The sequence below is a fragment of the Rhizobium sp. CG4 genome, from assembly GCF_023701965.1.
Classification (GTDB): Bacteria; Pseudomonadota; Alphaproteobacteria; order Rhizobiales; family Rhizobiaceae; genus Agrobacterium.
On record NZ_JABAEG010000002.1, the window covers coordinates 945232 to 960991 of the forward strand.

Genomic DNA, 15760 nt, shown 5'->3' on the forward strand with positions numbered 1-15760 from the left:
ACGCAGCGTCTGCTGCGTGGAAAAGACTCTGGACCGTAATTTACCCTTGAGCGATTGATATTTGGGATTGATACCAATGCAGCAAGCAGATTTCGTTATCGTCGGCTCGGGTTCGGCCGGTTCAGCCATGGCCTATCGTTTGTCGGAAGACGGCAAATATTCCGTCATCGTGATCGAGGCTGGCGGCAGTGATTTTGGCCCCTTCATCCAGATGCCGGCAGCCCTTGCTTGGCCGATGAGCATGAAACGCTACAACTGGGGTTACCTGTCCGAGCCGGAACCCAACCTTAACAATCGCCGGATCACCGCACCCCGCGGCAAGGTGATTGGCGGTTCATCCTCGATCAATGGCCTTGTCTACGTGCGCGGCCATGCGGAAGACTTCAACCGCTGGGAAGATCTTGGTGCACGAGGCTGGGCCTATGCCGACGTACTGCCCTACTTCAAGCGCATGGAGCACAGCCATGGCGGGGAAGAAGGCTGGCGCGGCACCGATGGTCCGCTGCATGTGCAGCGCGGTCCGGTCAAAAACCCGCTGTTCCACGCCTTTATTCAGGCCGGCCAGCAGGCCGGTTTTGAAATGACCGAGGACTATAACGGCTCCAAGCAGGAAGGTTTTGGCCTGATGGAGCAGACCATCCATGATGGTCGGCGCTGGTCCGCCGCCAATGCTTATCTCCGCCCTGCGCTCAAGCGCCCCAACGTATCGCTGGTGCATGGTTTTGCCCGCAAGATCGTCATTGAAAACGGTCGTGCGACCGGCGTAGAGATCGAGCGAAAAGGCCGTGTCGAGGTCATCAAGGCAGGCCGCGAAGTGATCGTGTCGGCCTCCTCGTTCAACTCGCCAAAATTGCTGATGTTGTCTGGCATTGGCCCGGCTCAGCATTTGCAGGATATGGGCATTGAGGTGAAGGTAGATCGACCGGGTGTCGGCGCCAACCTGCAGGACCATATGGAATTCTATTTCCAGCAGATATCCACTAAGCCAGTATCGCTTTATTCTTGGCTGCCATGGTTCTGGCAGGGTGTGGCGGGCGCACAGTGGCTGTTATCGAAGGGGGGCCTTGGGGCTTCCAACCAATTCGAGGCCTGTGCATTCCTGCGCTCAGAGCCAGGCCTCAAACAGCCTGATATCCAGTACCATTTCCTGCCGGTGGCCATTTCTTATGACGGCCGTGCTGCCGCCAAGAGCCACGGTTTCCAGGTTCACGTTGGCTACAATCTGTCAAAGTCGCGTGGCAACGTGACCTTGCGCTCTGCCGACCCGAAGGCCGATCCGGTTATCCAATTCAATTATATGAGCCATGAGGAAGACTGGGAGAAGTTCCGGCACTGCGTTCGCCTGACGCGCGAGATTTTTGGCCAGAAGGCATTTGACGATTATCGCGGCCCTGAAATTCAGCCAGGAAATGCCGTACAGTCCGATGATGATATCGATGCTTTCCTTCGCGAACATCTCGAAAGCGCCTATCACCCTTGCGGCACCTGCAAGATGGGCGACCGTGATGACCCTCTGGCGGTCGTCGATCCGGAATGCCGGGTGATTGGTGTGGAAGGATTGCGTGTCGCCGACAGCTCGATCTTCCCGCATGTCACCTATGGTAACCTGAACGGCCCATCGATCATGACTGGCGAAAAGGCCTCTGACCATATTCTTGGACGCCAGCCGTTGCCGCGCTCCAACCAGCAGCCATGGACCAATCCACGCGCTGCCGTCAGTGACAGATAAACGAGTGCTACCGTCAAAATCGAAAATCCCCGCCAGATATGCGGGGATTTTTATTTGCAATGGTATTACACGAGGCAGATAAGAGGGCAGCCTGATCGTTGACTGACTAAAGATCGTTTCCGATGCCCATGAATTATAAGAAGCTGAAAATGCTGCGTCGCTCACGCGTGATGTGGGGATCTTGGCGTGTGTGGAAACCCAGAGGAATTTTCTGGCTGGGTGCAATAGCAGTCGGCGTCATCAGCGTTGCCTTTGCAAAAATGGCGGATGCCGCGCAGCACCTGTTTTTTGCCATGACATCTGCAGGCGAATACACCTTCCTGCTGCCATTGATCATTACACCTGTCGGCTTCATGCTTTGTGCATGGATTGCAGCAACCATTTTTCCCAACTCTCAGGGCAGTGGCATTCCGCAGGCTATTGCTGCGCGCCATTTGCGTGATGTCGAAGATCGCTCACGGCTCTTAAATCTGAAAGTCGCCACGGGAAAAATCATTCTCACGATCACTGGTCTGCTGTGCGGCGCGTCAATCGGACGTGAAGGCCCGACCGTCCAAGTGGGCGCATCCATCATGCTGCAAGCCGCCCGCTGGGGCGGTATAGCGCAAGCCCGCGGCCTCATTCTCGCTGGCTCTGCTGCGGGCATCGCGGCGGCCTTCAACACGCCGCTTGCCGGCATCGTTTTTGCCATTGAGGAAATGAGCAGAGCGTACGAATCCCGTGCCAACGGCCTGGTGCTCATGGCCGTCATTCTTTCCGGTCTTGCCTCGCTTGCGCTGGTCGGCAGCTACACTTATTTCGGTGCAAGCACTGTCTTGGCCACCACGGCAAAAGACTGGGCACTGGTTCTGGTTTGCGGTGTTGGCGGTGGCGTTTTCGGTGCCTTGTTCAGCGCACTCGCCTTGAAGATTTCGCAGCGTATACGTCGATGGAACCGCTATACACCGCTGCGAAAAGTGCTCATCATTGCCCTGATATGCGGTTTGGGTTCCGCACTGCTCGGCGTCATGACCGGTGGCGCAACATTCGGCACCGGCTATGAACAGGCGCGTGCGGCCATTGAAGGACATGGAACCGGTCAGTTGTTCTTCGTCGAAAAACTTGCCGCAACATTGCTTGCCATGCTGTCCGGTATTCCCGGTGGAATTTTTGCTCCATCGCTGTCGGTTGGAGCAGGTTTTGGCAGCACGGTTGCCTCGATGCTCGGCGCCAGCATCGGCCTTGGTGCGATTGTCGGCATGGCGGGGTATTTTGCCGGTGTCGTTCACGCGCCCATGACAGCCTTCGTGATCATTCTGGAAATGACCGGCAACCACGAAGGCGTTCTACCCATCATGGCAGCCGCCATGTTGGGCTATCTGACGTCGCGGTTCATTTCGCATGAACCACTTTATCATGGCCTCTCCCGAGTTTTCCTGGCACAGAGCATTCGTGACAAACGCGCGACGCAACGTCACGATGCTCCGGCCAGCACACCGAGCCCCTAACATTACTTCTGAAAAATCTTCCAGCGCGTTGGGCGGAAACGCAGTTCTTGCCCAACCGCGATGGACGCATGCAGCGGCACTTCGATTTCCAGATGGTAGGGATCATGGCCGTTATTGGCGATGTCGATTTCCGCAATGCGTGTTCCGGCCAGACGACGACAGGTGGTAACCTTGCCGTAAAGCGCCCCCTGATCGATAGTCAGTTCGACATCTTCCGGACGGAAGAACAACTCGCCCTCACCCTTGCCTTCATCGGAAACGCCGATCTGCTCACCCTGGAACAGAACATGGCCGTCCTTGATCGACACCGGCAGGCTGGAAGATTCACCGATAAAGGAAAACACGAAAGGTGAGTTGGGACGATCGTACACGTCATCGGCCGTTCCAACCTGCTCGATCTTACCCTGGCTCATCACCACCACACGGTCGGCCAGTTCGAGCGCCTCTTCCTGATCATGTGTTACGAAGACGGTGGTGTGCCCAGTACGGTCATGGAATTCACGCAGCCAGCGGCGCAGTTCCTTGCGCACCTTGGCGTCAAGCGCGCCGAATGGTTCGTCGAGTAGCAGGACCTTTGGTTCGATTGCCACGGCACGTGCCAAAGCAACACGCTGGCGCTGACCGCCTGACAGCTGGTTCGGATACCGTTTTTCAAGGCCGCTCAGATGCACCATATCAAGCAGTTCCGACACGCGGCGCTTGATCTCGCTTTTGGCCGGACGTGTGTCCGAGGGGCGTACCTTCAAGCCAAAGGCAATATTTTCGGCCACCGTCATGTGGCGGAAAAGCGCATAGTGCTGAAACACGAAACCAACGTTACGTTCCTGAACACTGCGGTGCGAGGCATCCTCATCACCGAAAAAGATCTGCCCTTGCGTGGGTTGCTCCAAACCGGCGATCAAACGCAACAGCGTGGTTTTGCCCGAACCGGAAGGTCCAAGAAGCGCGATCAGTTCTCCAGAACGAATGTCCAGCGACACATCGTTCAAAGCCGGAAAACGATCAAACTGCTTGGTAATGCCGGAAACTTTGACTTCCATAAAAATGCCCTTCAATGCTTGCCGGCAGCGTTGCCCGCGCCAAAGCGAATTTCAAGAATAGTTTTCAGAACGAGCGTAACCAGTGCCAGACCTGCCAGCAGCGTTGCGACAGCAAATGAAGCGCCGATATTATACTCATTATAGAGAATCTCGACATGCAACGGCATGGTGTTGGTTTCACCGCGAATGTGACCTGATACCACCGACACAGCGCCGAACTCACCCATAGCGCGCGCGTTACACAGCAACACGCCGTAAAGCAGGCCCCATTTGATGTTGGGAAGGGTCACGTACCAGAAGGTCTGCCAGCCGGACGCCCCGAGCGAAATGGCCGCTTCTTCGTCACCCGTTCCCTGCTCTTGCATCAGCGGAATCAGTTCGCGTGCCACGAACGGAAAGGTCACAAATACCGTGGCCAATACGATGCCGGGCACGGCAAACAGGATTTCGATACCGTAGCTTTTCAGCCATGGACCGAGCACGCTGTGGGACGAAAACAGGATGACATAAACAAGCCCCGAAATCACAGGTGAAATCGAGAACGGCAGGTCAATCAACGTGATCAGGAACGCCTTGCCCTTGAATTCGAACTTCGCAATGGCCCAGGCCGCTGCGACACCGAAGATCAGGTTTAGCGGAACCGAGATGGCCGCAACTAGCAATGTCAGGCGAATGGCCGACAGAGCATCTGGCTCGACAATCGCTTCCCAGAAGGCTTCACCGCCCTTGCGGAAAGCTTCAAAAAACACCGAAACCAGCGGAAGCACCAGAAACAGGGCCAGGAAGAGGAAAGCCAGAGCAAACAGCGCCAACTTTGCAAGCGGGCCTTCAGTTGCCGGATCACGGAATGGTCTGGATTGGATGGTGCGCGCGTTATCAGGCATATCCGTACCTCTTGCGGCTCCAAGCCTGAATGAGATTGATGACAAAAAGCATTGCAAAGGAAATGATCAACATGATCGTCGCAATGCCTGTCGCGCCTGCGTAATTGAATTCCTCCAGACGGATGACAATCAACAGCGGCGCGATTTCCGACACATAAGGGATATTGCCGGCAATAAAGATGACCGAACCGTATTCACCCACACCACGCGCGAAGGCCAGTGCAAAACCTGTCAGAATGGCAGGGACCAGACCGGGCAACAGAATACGAGTGATCGTCTGAAAACGATTGGCGCCCAAAGTCGCGGCAACCTCTTCCACCTGACGGTCAATTTCTTCCATGACCGGCTGCACGGTGCGCACCACAAATGGCAGACCGATGAAGATCAGCGCGATGACAATACCGGTTGGTGTGAAGGCGATCTTGATGCCGAAGGGCTCAAACCATGACCCCACCCAACCACGATTGGAATAAAGTGCAGTGAGCGCGATACCGGCAACGGCGGTGGGCAAAGCAAACGGCAGATCGACGATGGCGTCAACAAAGCGGCGGCCGGGGAAACGATAACGCACCAGTACCCATGCGATTATGACGCCGAACACGGCGTTGACCAGGGCGGCTACGAAGGCCGTGCCAAAGCTGACGCGCAGGGCGTTCAGTGTTCTGCTATCTGTGGCGATGGCAATGAAGTCTGCCAGACCGAGTTTTGCGGTGGACCATACCAAGCCGCCAAGTGGAATGAGAATTATAAGAAAAAGGTAAGTTATCGTGTAGCCGAGCGTCAGGCCAAATCCTGGCAGGACACTCGACTGACGCCACTTCCACCTGCTTGGCGATGGGGTATTGCTCATCAATGCTCCGGGTAAACTCTGGTGGCAAAAGCCACCCTTTTCAGAACGCCGGGAAAACTGGACTGATCCCGCCACTCTCAGCTGTTGTTCAGGCACCAGGCGTCAGGACACGCTGTCAGGCAAAATCCACGCCGGCACTTTACGCGCCATCGACCGGCTTGTGGCCGGTCGATATTTTATCCGGTCTGGAATGGTTTGCTGCCAATCCAGAATGTTCACATCATCCGCTTACTTGCCGGGCTTGTAAATCTGGTCGAAGATGCCGCCGTCACCAAAATGTTCCGGCTGCGCCTTGGCCCATCCGCCAAACAGCGGGTCGTCGATGGTGACCAGCTTGATGTCTGGCAGCTGCTTCAACAGGTCAGGTGCGACGACAGACGGGTTGGATGGACGGTAGAAGTGCTTGGCAGCAATGTTCTGACCTTCGTCAGAATAAAGATACTGCAGGTAAGCTTCTGCGACCTTGCGGGTACCCTTGGCATCAACGTTCTTGTCAACCACAGCGACTGGTGGCTCTGCGAGAATGGAGATTGGCGGCACAACGATATCGAAAGCGTCCTTGCCGAATTCCTCACCGGCGAGATAGGCTTCGTTCTCCCAAGCCAGCAGCACGTCACCGATCTGACGCTGTGCGAAAGTTACCGTTGAACCACGGGCGCCCGTGTCCAGCACCGGAGCGCGTTTGTAAAGTTCAGCCACATAGGCTTTGATCTTGTCCTGGTCGCCCTTGTACTCTTCATTGGCCCATGCCCAGGCGGCAAGATAGTTCCAGCGTGCACCACCTGAGGTCTTCGGGTTTGGCGTTACGATCTGGATATCGCCCTTTACGAGGTCACCCCAGTTATGGATGCCCTTTGGGTTGCCCTTGCGGACCAAGAAAACGATTGTCGATGTATAAGGAGATGAATTGTGCGGCAGGCGTGTGCGCCAGTCGGCGTTGATCTTGCCACCATTCTTCACGATGGCATCAATGTCGCTCTGCAGGGCGAGCGTAACTACATCGGCTTCAAGACCATCGATAACCGAACGGGCCTGTTTGCCGGAGCCGCCATGCGACTGCTGAATAGTAATGTCTTCACCCGTATCAGCCTTCCACTTCTTGGCGAAGGCGTCGTTGAAATCCTTGTAAAGCTCACGGGTCGGGTCGTAGGAAACGTTCAACAGTTTAGTATCGGCCGAGGCGGCGCTAAACGAGCCAACCGTCAGTGAAAGGCTCAGAGCCAGAACGCTCAAGCCGGAGAGAAGCTTTGACATAGGTTTTCCTCCTATTGGATGCCTCTTAACTCTACTGGTTCAGTCGTCTTGGTCAATCGCAGGAATTGTGATTGCAAAAGTGTTTCCCCCCGGCTTTCCGGCGGGCAATAAACACAGTGCACAACGGCAAAATTGCGCAATATGGCCCTTTGAACTTAAACACACAGGCAAAACGAATTCACGTTTTTATGCAAAAACGGGGCACTACAGGCAGGATAATTCATTCAGGCGGAATATTGTTCCCCGACAAATCGCGTCGAGCGTCAGGCCTTGAGCAACTCCGGAACCATCACACCGCTGACCGAATCCTCGATGGTGGTGTTGAACAGGATGTTGCGGGTGCTGTCGGCAACGCGGGCAAATACGTGGCGAATTTCGCACTGGCTTTCGCCATCACAGTCCTCACATTGCCGGTACGCCGTCTGCGACAGACAGGGCAGCGGCGCAACGGGACCATCGATCAGACGTAGGATTTCGCCAAAAGTAATATCGTTGGCTGGGCGCAGCAGAAGATAACCACCCTGCTTGCCACGCCGGCTTTCGACGTAACCTTCGCGTTTCAGCTCAAGAAGTATTTGCTCCAGAAACTTTTTCGGAATGGCTCGTTTCTTGGCTATATCGGAAATCTGCACAGGACATGCGTCATCGCTTTGTGCCAATGCGGCCAGCGCCCTCAACGCATATTTCGCCTTCTGGGAAATCATAACAAAACCAAAAACACGCCACGCAAACAAATGTTCCCCCGCATTAGCGCAATTTCCGAAAGAATTCAAACCGATGACTGCCCTTCCAACGCGTGGGCACGTTTTGCTTAAGAATTGGCATGTGTGAGAGATATTTGCTCCCTAAAGCAAAGGCCAAAGACTCACATTTCTTACAAAGAGCGACCTGAAGACCGATAATCGCCAAAATCGCAGATGGATGCCGATGATGACGATGCCTAAGCCTTTGCAGACCGATAAACCTCTCGACATTATGTCGTTGGATGAAGCCCTTGCCTCACTGGATTTAGCCGGGAGGCTATCGCTTGTGGCAGGGCTTGGCGGTCGTGCGGTGTTTACCACCAGCCTTGGCATTGAAGACCAGGTTATCACCGCTGCCATCGGCACCCACCGGCTGCCAATCGAAGTGGCAACGCTTGAAACCGGCCGTCTGTTTGCCGAAACCGTTACGCTGATTTCGGAAACCGAAGAACGCTACGATATCGCCATCCGTCGCTTTTATCCCGAACAGGACGACATCGACGCCTATGCCGCCAAGTATGGCCTGAACGGCTTTTACGAGAGCGTTGAAGCCCGCCATGCCTGCTGTCATGTCAGAAAGCTGAAGCCGCTGGCCAGAGCGCTGGAAGGTGCTTCTTTCTGGATTACCGGCCTGCGCCGTGGTCAGTCCGGCAACCGGGCGTCCACGCCCTTTGCCGAATATGATGCGGACAGAAACCTCATCAAAATCAACGCCCTTGCAGACTGGGACATTGATGCGATCCACGCCCATGTGACGAAGGAGAGCATTCCTGTGAACCCGTTGCACGGACGTGGTTATCCCTCGATCGGCTGCGAACCGTGTACACGCGCCATCAAGCCCGGTGAGCCTGAGCGCGCCGGACGCTGGTGGTGGGAAAACGACGAAAAGCGCGAGTGCGGCCTCCATGTTGCGGAAGCACCTCAAGCCTCTCTCCTCCCCTCATCATCCCAGCAGTAACCTTTTCTCAGAATTCAGAAATCCCGGAGTTTTTACATGTCCAGTGCCCTTCCGGAAACGGAAAGCAAAAGCCCGCTTGCACCCAAGCCGCCTCTTGATCCCCACCTGAAAGCCCTTGAAAACGAAGCCATTCACATTTTCCGTGAAGTTGCAGCCGAGTTCGAAAATCCTGTGATGCTGTATTCCATCGGCAAGGACTCGTCCGTCCTGCTGCATCTGGCGCGCAAGGCATTTTTCCCTGGCCGCGTGCCGTTTCCGTTGTTGCACGTCAACACCGGTTGGAAGTTCAAGGAAATGATCGAGTTCCGTGACCGCATGGTCAAGGAATATGATCTGGACCTGATTTCCCACACCAACCCGCGTGGTGATGCAGAGAAGATTTCGCCGTTTACCCATGGTTCGCTTTACACCGACATCATGAAAACCGAAGCGCTGAAGCAGGCGCTGGATGCCGGCAAATTCGATGCTGCATTCGGTGGCGCACGCCGCGACGAAGAAGCAAGCCGCGCAAAGGAACGTATCTACTCGTTCCGCACGCCGGATCATCGCTGGGACCCGCGCAACCAGCGCCCGGAACTGTGGAACATCTATAACGGCATGATCAAGCGTGGCGAAAGCGTACGCGCCTTCCCGCTGTCCAACTGGACGGAAGTCGATATCTGGCGTTACATTCAGGCGGAAAACATTCCGCTGGTGCCACTCTATTACGCCAAGAAGCGCCCCTATGTTGAGCGCGATGGCATGATGATCCTGGCGGAAGATGAGCGTCTGGAACTGCTGCCCGGCGAAGTGAAGCAGGAAGGCATGATCCGCTTCCGCACGCTCGGCTGCTTCCCGCTGACCGGCGCCATCCGCTCCACAGCGACGACGCTGACAGAAGTTATCGACGAGCTGGAAATTGCGACCGTTTCCGAACGGCAAGGCCGCGCCATTGACCGTGACCAGTCCGGCTCCATGGAAAAGAAGAAACGCGAAGGATATTTCTGATATGGCCTCCCATAACGAAACCACCTCCGCAACAATTCTGCCGTTTGCAGAACCGGTCAAGGCAGTGCGTGACACGCGCCCTTTGCGCCTGATTACCTGCGGCAGCGTGGATGACGGAAAATCGACCCTGATCGGCCGCCTGCTATGGGACACCAAGGCTGTGAAGGAAGATCAGGCTGCAACGCTACGTCGTGACAGCGGCAAGCAGAACGACCTTGGTCTGCCGGACTTTGCATTGTTGCTGGATGGCCTTCAAGCCGAGCGCGAACAAGGCATCACTATCGATGTCGCCTATCGTTATTTCTCGACCGAAAAACGCGCCTTCATCGTCGCAGACACGCCCGGCCACGAGCAGTATACGCGCAACATGGCAACCGGCGCTTCGACCGCCGACCTTGCCATTCTGCTGATCGACGCCCGCGTCGGCATCCTTGAGCAAACCCGTCGTCACGCGACGATTGCTGCCCTGATGGGCATCAAGCAGTTTGTATTGGCGATCAACAAGATCGACCTGACCAATTACGATAAGGCCGGCTTTGAGCTTATTGCCCATGACTTCCGCGAATTTGCGCTGTCGCTGGGTGTGAAACAGATTACCGCCATTCCTATGTCTGCGCTGAAGGGCGAAAACGTGGTGCTGAGCGGTCATGCCGCCATGCCATGGTATGATGGCCCGACTTTGGTCGAAACACTGGAACTGGCAACTGTCCGTTCCTCGCAAACTGTTGGTTTCCGTATGCCGGTCCAGCGCGTATCGCGTCCGGGCGAAAGCTTCCGTGGTTATCAGGGCACGATTGCCGGTGGCTCAGTCAAGCCGGGCGATTCCGTCGTCATTCTGCCGTCCGGTACGGTTGCCAACGTCAAGCAGATCGTGACGTTCGATCTGGTGCGCAACGCCGCCGTGGCTGGTGATGCAGTGACACTGGTGCTTGACCGGCAGGTCGACATTTCCCGTGGTGACGTCATCAGCTCAATTGACGGCCAGCCGCATGCCGGGCTTGCCTTTGATGCGCAACTGGTTGCCTTGCAACCCGGTGGCATTGAACCCAATAAACGTTACTGGCTGAAAAGCGGCAGTCGCCGCCAACGTGTAACAGTTGAGCCGGTCTCACAACTCGACCTCAAGAACGGCAAATGGCAAGAGCATTCGACCGCACTGGCGATGAATGCCATCGGCAAGGTGCATCTGGCCTTTGATGAGACAGCGATCTTTGATCCCTATGAACTGAACCGTGCGACCGGCTCGTTCATCCTGATCGACCCGGACACCAACAACACGGTTGCGGGTGGCATGATCGTGTCCAAGCGCAGCGATGTTAGCGCATTGGGTAGCAATGAACGGGTGATCCTATCACTGCCTGCAGATCTGGCTGAAAAGTTGCTGTCGAGCGAGCTGTTTGCGGACCGCCGTGATGACATTGATGTTCGCCGGACGAATGCAACCACAGCCAACCGGATCATCAATGATCTGAGCTGAGGTTCCGCGTTCAGCCAATACAAAAGCCACCTTCCTCGGAAGGTGGCTTTTTGATTTTTGCCTGTTACGGCATACCGCATTTGGTTTGGAGATCTTCAAGTATTCCTACTAGTGCAGGAAGAACATCCAGATCAAAAGCACAACAACAAACGGTACGCCCATCGCCCACAGAAGCATTGCTCGTAACATGTTTCTACCTCCTTGCTTGTTCGAATAAATAACGACAAGGCGATGGAAAAGGTTCCAAAGCAGTTCAGAGACTTATTTCAGATTGATACAGGGCTGCGCAGTCGCCGCGTGGTTTGCCGCTCGACAAACTGATAGTCGAGGCTGACGATCTTCTCTTCAACCTTCTTTCCAGCCGCCAGCGTCAGCAGCATGTCGGCAGCGCGGTAACCCATCTCGAAACGCGGAATACGCACCGTCGTCAGCGGCGGTTCAGTAACGCTCGCAAAATCCAGATCGTTAAAACCACAGATTCCGAAATCCTCGGGGATACGGATGCCGAGACGTTGAGCCTCAAAAATAACACCCAGCGCCACATCATCGCTGTGACATAATACACCATCAGCGTCTGGCACGGCCTCAATGAAAGCGCGCGCAAGGCGAGAGCCCAGCCTTGGGCTTGGCGGCGTATCCTCCCAGATCACCAGTTTTTCGTCGTATAGGCCAGCATCGCGCATCGCCTCGCAATAGCCCATCTGGCGCTGTCGGACCCGGAAATCATTGCCGCCACCGATCAGTGCGAAACGACGATAGCCCTGCGTCAGCATGTGCCGTGTTGCGGCTCGTGCCGCGCTTCGGTGGTCAATCGCCACCGCAAATTCCGACAATGGAAAACTGACATCAACAGTTTGCACGATGGGGCATGCGGCCTCACGCATGAGCGCTTCCATACTGCCGTGATCTTCCACCCCGGCCAGAATGATACCTGCCGGACGCTGCGCGGCAAACAGGCGGATCTTGGCAATTTCTTCGGCCAGATCATAATGGGTATTGGCATATTGGATGCTGTAATCACTGCCCCTCACCCGCTCCTCGATACCACGCACCACACTTAGTACGGCAGCATGTGACAGGGATGGAACAAGCACGCCAATGAAACCACTGCTGCCACGCGCAAGGGCCCGCGCTGCAAGATCGGGAACGTAACCCATCTCCGCTACAATTTGCAGAATCATCTCACGCAATGTCTCGGAAACCTTGTCCGGCTCCCGCAATGCTCTTGAAACGGTTATTGCACTGACACCTGCTTTTTCTGCGACGTGCTGCAAGGTAATCTTTTCACGCGCCGTGCGTTTGTTGCGTAATGTCAATCATGCACCTCTGGAGAACGATCCCGGTGTAATTACCCTATTTCAACCGCATCTTCTAACTGCAACGTTGTAGATGGAATATTATCGGCCGGAACTTGAATCGCTTCTGTTCATAATATTTAAAAGAAAACGCATTATGTGCCACACCCCCATAAATGGGGGTACAGTATTAAATCATCATAAACCAACCCAAACACTGTATTGCTCGCAAGTGATGGAAACTCGTTTTCGTCCCTTCAAAATATCGTAGAGTATTCGCAAACAATTTTACGGAAATGAACACGCACATGATGACCACAGATCATTTTTTTCAATCCGGCAATGCCCGCCTTGCTTTTGGTGAAGCTGGAGAAGGCGAACCGGTTATTCTGGCCCATGGCTACACCTCCAGCACCGCTACCCAGTGGGGCAAAGATGGCGTTTTAGACGCGTTGCCGAGCCAGTTTCGCGTCATCGCACTCGATAATCGCGGCCATGGCAACAGCCAAAGCCTGCACCGCCGCGAAGACTACGGCCGGGAAATGGCGCTGGATGTGTTGCGCCTGATGGATCATCTGAAGCTGGAACGCGCGCATATTCTAGCCTATTCGCTTGGTGCGCATATCGCCGCTCAAACACTGACTATCGCGCCCGAGCGCATGGCAAGCCTGACACTCGGCGGCGGGGTCGGACGCTGGAATTTTACGGCCGCAGAACTTCAGGCTATCTCTGACGAGGCGGATGAACTGGCCAATGGTGCAATGACAAAGCACATATTGCGCATGTGGACTGGTTCGCCCAAACCCGGCCCAGAGGAGGTTATTGAGATTTCGCGCCAGAGGCTCGCGGGCAAGGATGCACTGTCGCTTTCGGCCATCAAACGCTCGATGCCTGACCATACCGTGACCCTTGAGGAGATGAAGGCGAGTATCGAACGGACGTCGCTACCGGTTCTCGGCATTATCGGTTCACTGGACTGGCAGGCGGAAGCCATGCGGGAACTCAAGAGCCGCATCCCGCAAATCGAGCATGTGGAAATTGATGGCGCCACTCACGGCAACGCTCCATCCCACCCGCTGTTTCGGCAAGCTGTCACGGACTTCCTCAAGCGTCATCGAATGGCATGACGGTTTGGCCTCCAAGATCTCAGTTTGCCGGTTGATCAGAGGAACAGTTGCGCGATATTTTCGGAGTTGGAGTTGGCAATCGACAGCGCCTGGATTGCCAGCTGCTGTTGTGTCTGGAGCGCTTTGAGGCGCGTCGAGACTTCGTTCATGTCGGCATCGACAAGCCGGCCGACGCCCTGACTGATAGACTGGGAAAGCCGGTTAGCGAATTCGCTCTGCATGTCGATACGCATGGAAAGCGCTCCAAGTGCCGCGGCGCTGTTAATCGCCTCGCGCAGCATGTGCTCGACACCCTCAATGTATTTATCGATCTTGAAACGGGTGGAGGTGACATCGATCTCGGCGAGGTCAAAATCCAGCGAGAATGGCAGGTTGGTGCGCACGTTTGAAACGTTGAACCTTGCTGCCCGGTTTCCGGCTTCGGGATACATCGCCGGATCTGCCATGAAGACGACAACGCCTGGATATTCCAGATCATTGGATATGACCGTGACGCCGGTACCTGCCGTCACATAGGCAAGCACAGTCGCCAGTTCGTGGCGGTCGCCAATATATCCATCTGTTGTGCCAAGGGCCGCATCAACGACTGCCTTGTTGATGAGCATTGTCTGCACGCCACCGCCATTGACCTCAACGTCAAAGCGGATTTCAGCAGTTGCCGAAACCGTGAACCCTTCGGTGAAGCTTAGAGTGCCCTTGGGGAACATGTTGTCATGATTGTTGGACGGCGCATCCTCGAGCCCCAGCGCAAAACCTGCTGGATGTCCCACCGCAAAACTTGAGCTTACCCCGACGATGTCCACGCTGGAACCATTATGCCCCGAAGTCTCAAGCGAACCAATTTCGAAGCGGGTGGCAGAGTTACCGAAGGACGTATAAGTCGACGGCCTTACAGCCCACAAGGGAACGCTGTTATCATCGAACACCTGCTGCAACACACGTGTCATGTCGTAGGCATTGTTGATCGTGCCGGTGGTCGTACCAAGGGCGTTATCAATCACGCTCTTGTCTATTCTCAAATTGTTGACCGTTACACCGGCGTCGGTGTCGAACGCATCGATCAACACCGAGAACTCGATGAAGTCGCCGACATCAAACGTGGCAGGTCCTGTAAATTCGTGGGTTTCATGGCCGTTATGGGCAGAGGCATTCATGTTGGCATTGGCAAAACCGCCCATGTCGCTCACGCCGCCGAGATCTTTCTGCAGAATGCCGCCGCCGCCGGCATTAAGCATACTGATGCTTTTCAGATCGACCTCTGTCGTCTTGACGGCAACCGAACCGTCGCTTGATCTGACAAAAGTGGAAACCACTGAGGATGTCAGGCTGTCCGTTTCCATCAGATGGGTTGTCGCGTCGGTGTTCAGCCAGTTAGCACCGCTGAAGCTTGAAGACGACACAATGCTCTCGGCCTGCGCATTCAACTGCGTCAGCTCTTCCTGGATCTTGGAGCGGTCTAGGCCCTCCTCCTTCGCAGCCACCAGACGGGCCTTGAACTGTTTGAGCACATCAACAACCGAACTGGTTCCAGCATAGGCCGTATCAACCTTCGCAGCGCCAAGACCCAGAGCATCGCTGACGGCAGACAGCGCCATGTTGTCCGATCGCATGGTGGTCGCAATCGACCAGTAGGCAGCATTGTCCGACGCAGACGAAATACGCAGCCCTGAAGAGGTCTCGTTCTGTGCTTGCCGAAGACTGGAATCGATGGCGCGCAACGTCTGGAGTGCAGACATCGCTCCAACGTTCGTAAGAATGCTGGTCATAATAGCTCATGGAAATTGTGAGATGCTCGTCATGAGCTATGAGAGGTTGTATGCAATACAACCGATCATGGTTAACAACTCGTTAACCAAGGCGCCAAGAGGTTAAAATGGTGATAATTTTTGCGCTATTGGCGACATCAACGACAATGATGAAGAAGAGCGC

At 55.2% G+C, this 15760-nt stretch carries 13 protein-coding genes; 6 read left to right on the forward strand and 7 right to left on the reverse strand.

Features of this window, described 5'->3' with window-relative positions; all coding sequences use genetic code 11:
- Nucleotides 1–76 precede the first annotated feature (76 nt).
- Nucleotides 77–1729: a choline dehydrogenase gene (gene betA, locus HGO37_RS09730; RefSeq protein ID WP_250983133.1), complete on the forward strand. Its 1653-nt coding sequence runs from the start codon at nt 77–79 to the stop codon at nt 1727–1729.
- 122 nt (nt 1730–1851) lie between these two features.
- Entirely contained in the window at nt 1852–3216 is a 1365-nt protein-coding gene (locus HGO37_RS09735; protein ID WP_250983134.1) for a chloride channel protein, read from the forward strand.
- Nucleotides 3217–3218: 2 nt separating this feature from the next.
- On the opposite strand, the gene HGO37_RS09740 is transcribed toward HGO37_RS09735, so the two are convergent.
- From HGO37_RS09740 to HGO37_RS09760, 5 genes are all read right to left on the reverse strand, one after another.
- The gene (locus HGO37_RS09740; protein ID WP_250983135.1) at nt 3219–4256 is read right to left on the reverse strand and encodes a sulfate/molybdate ABC transporter ATP-binding protein; all 1038 of its coding nucleotides are present in this window, start codon (nt 4254–4256) and stop codon (nt 3219–3221) included.
- Between the two features lie 11 nt (nt 4257–4267).
- The gene (gene cysW, locus HGO37_RS09745; RefSeq protein ID WP_250983136.1) at nt 4268–5140 is read right to left on the reverse strand and encodes a sulfate ABC transporter permease subunit CysW; all 873 of its coding nucleotides are present in this window, start codon (nt 5138–5140) and stop codon (nt 4268–4270) included.
- Nucleotides 5133–5990, reverse strand: a complete 858-nt coding sequence (gene cysT, locus HGO37_RS09750; RefSeq protein ID WP_250983137.1) for a sulfate ABC transporter permease subunit CysT — start codon at nt 5988–5990, stop codon at nt 5133–5135. The genes cysW and cysT overlap by 8 nt, the downstream gene beginning before the upstream one ends.
- A gap of 228 nt (nt 5991–6218) precedes the next feature.
- Nucleotides 6219–7244 carry a sulfate ABC transporter substrate-binding protein gene (locus HGO37_RS09755; RefSeq protein WP_250983138.1) on the reverse strand — a complete coding sequence of 342 codons (1026 nt, stop codon included), beginning with the start codon at nt 7242–7244 and terminating at the stop codon, nt 6219–6221.
- Nucleotides 7245–7507: 263 nt separating this feature from the next.
- Nucleotides 7508–7948, reverse strand: coding sequence for an RrF2 family transcriptional regulator (locus tag HGO37_RS09760; RefSeq protein ID WP_250983139.1), 441 nt, complete (start codon nt 7946–7948; stop codon nt 7508–7510).
- A 226-nt stretch (nt 7949–8174) separates the two neighbouring features.
- Between HGO37_RS09760 and HGO37_RS09765 the strand changes: the two genes are divergently transcribed.
- Genes HGO37_RS09765 through cysN form a run of 3 tightly spaced genes read left to right on the forward strand, consistent with a single transcriptional unit; the run spans nt 8175 to nt 11409 of the window.
- Nucleotides 8175–8945, forward strand: coding sequence for a phosphoadenylyl-sulfate reductase (locus tag HGO37_RS09765; RefSeq protein WP_502941405.1), 771 nt, complete (start codon nt 8175–8177; stop codon nt 8943–8945).
- Between the two features lie 36 nt (nt 8946–8981).
- On the forward strand, nt 8982–9932 hold the full coding sequence (gene cysD, locus HGO37_RS09770; RefSeq protein ID WP_250983140.1) for a sulfate adenylyltransferase subunit CysD: 951 nt from the start codon (nt 8982–8984) through the stop codon (nt 9930–9932).
- Between the two features lies 1 nt (nt 9933).
- The gene (gene cysN, locus HGO37_RS09775) at nt 9934–11409 is read left to right on the forward strand and encodes a sulfate adenylyltransferase subunit CysN (protein ID WP_250983141.1); all 1476 of its coding nucleotides are present in this window, start codon (nt 9934–9936) and stop codon (nt 11407–11409) included.
- A gap of 266 nt (nt 11410–11675) precedes the next feature.
- Here the strand turns inward: cysN and HGO37_RS09780 are convergent, their stop codons facing one another.
- Entirely contained in the window at nt 11676–12725 is a 1050-nt protein-coding gene (locus HGO37_RS09780) for a LacI family DNA-binding transcriptional regulator (protein ID WP_250983142.1), read from the reverse strand.
- A gap of 287 nt (nt 12726–13012) precedes the next feature.
- Between HGO37_RS09780 and HGO37_RS09785 the strand changes: the two genes are divergently transcribed.
- The gene (locus HGO37_RS09785) at nt 13013–13831 is read left to right on the forward strand and encodes an alpha/beta fold hydrolase (RefSeq protein WP_250983143.1); all 819 of its coding nucleotides are present in this window, start codon (nt 13013–13015) and stop codon (nt 13829–13831) included.
- A 35-nt stretch (nt 13832–13866) separates the two neighbouring features.
- On the opposite strand, the gene HGO37_RS09790 is transcribed toward HGO37_RS09785, so the two are convergent.
- The gene (locus tag HGO37_RS09790; RefSeq protein ID WP_250983144.1) at nt 13867–15597 is read right to left on the reverse strand and encodes a flagellin N-terminal helical domain-containing protein; all 1731 of its coding nucleotides are present in this window, start codon (nt 15595–15597) and stop codon (nt 13867–13869) included.
- Nucleotides 15598–15760 lie beyond the last annotated feature (163 nt).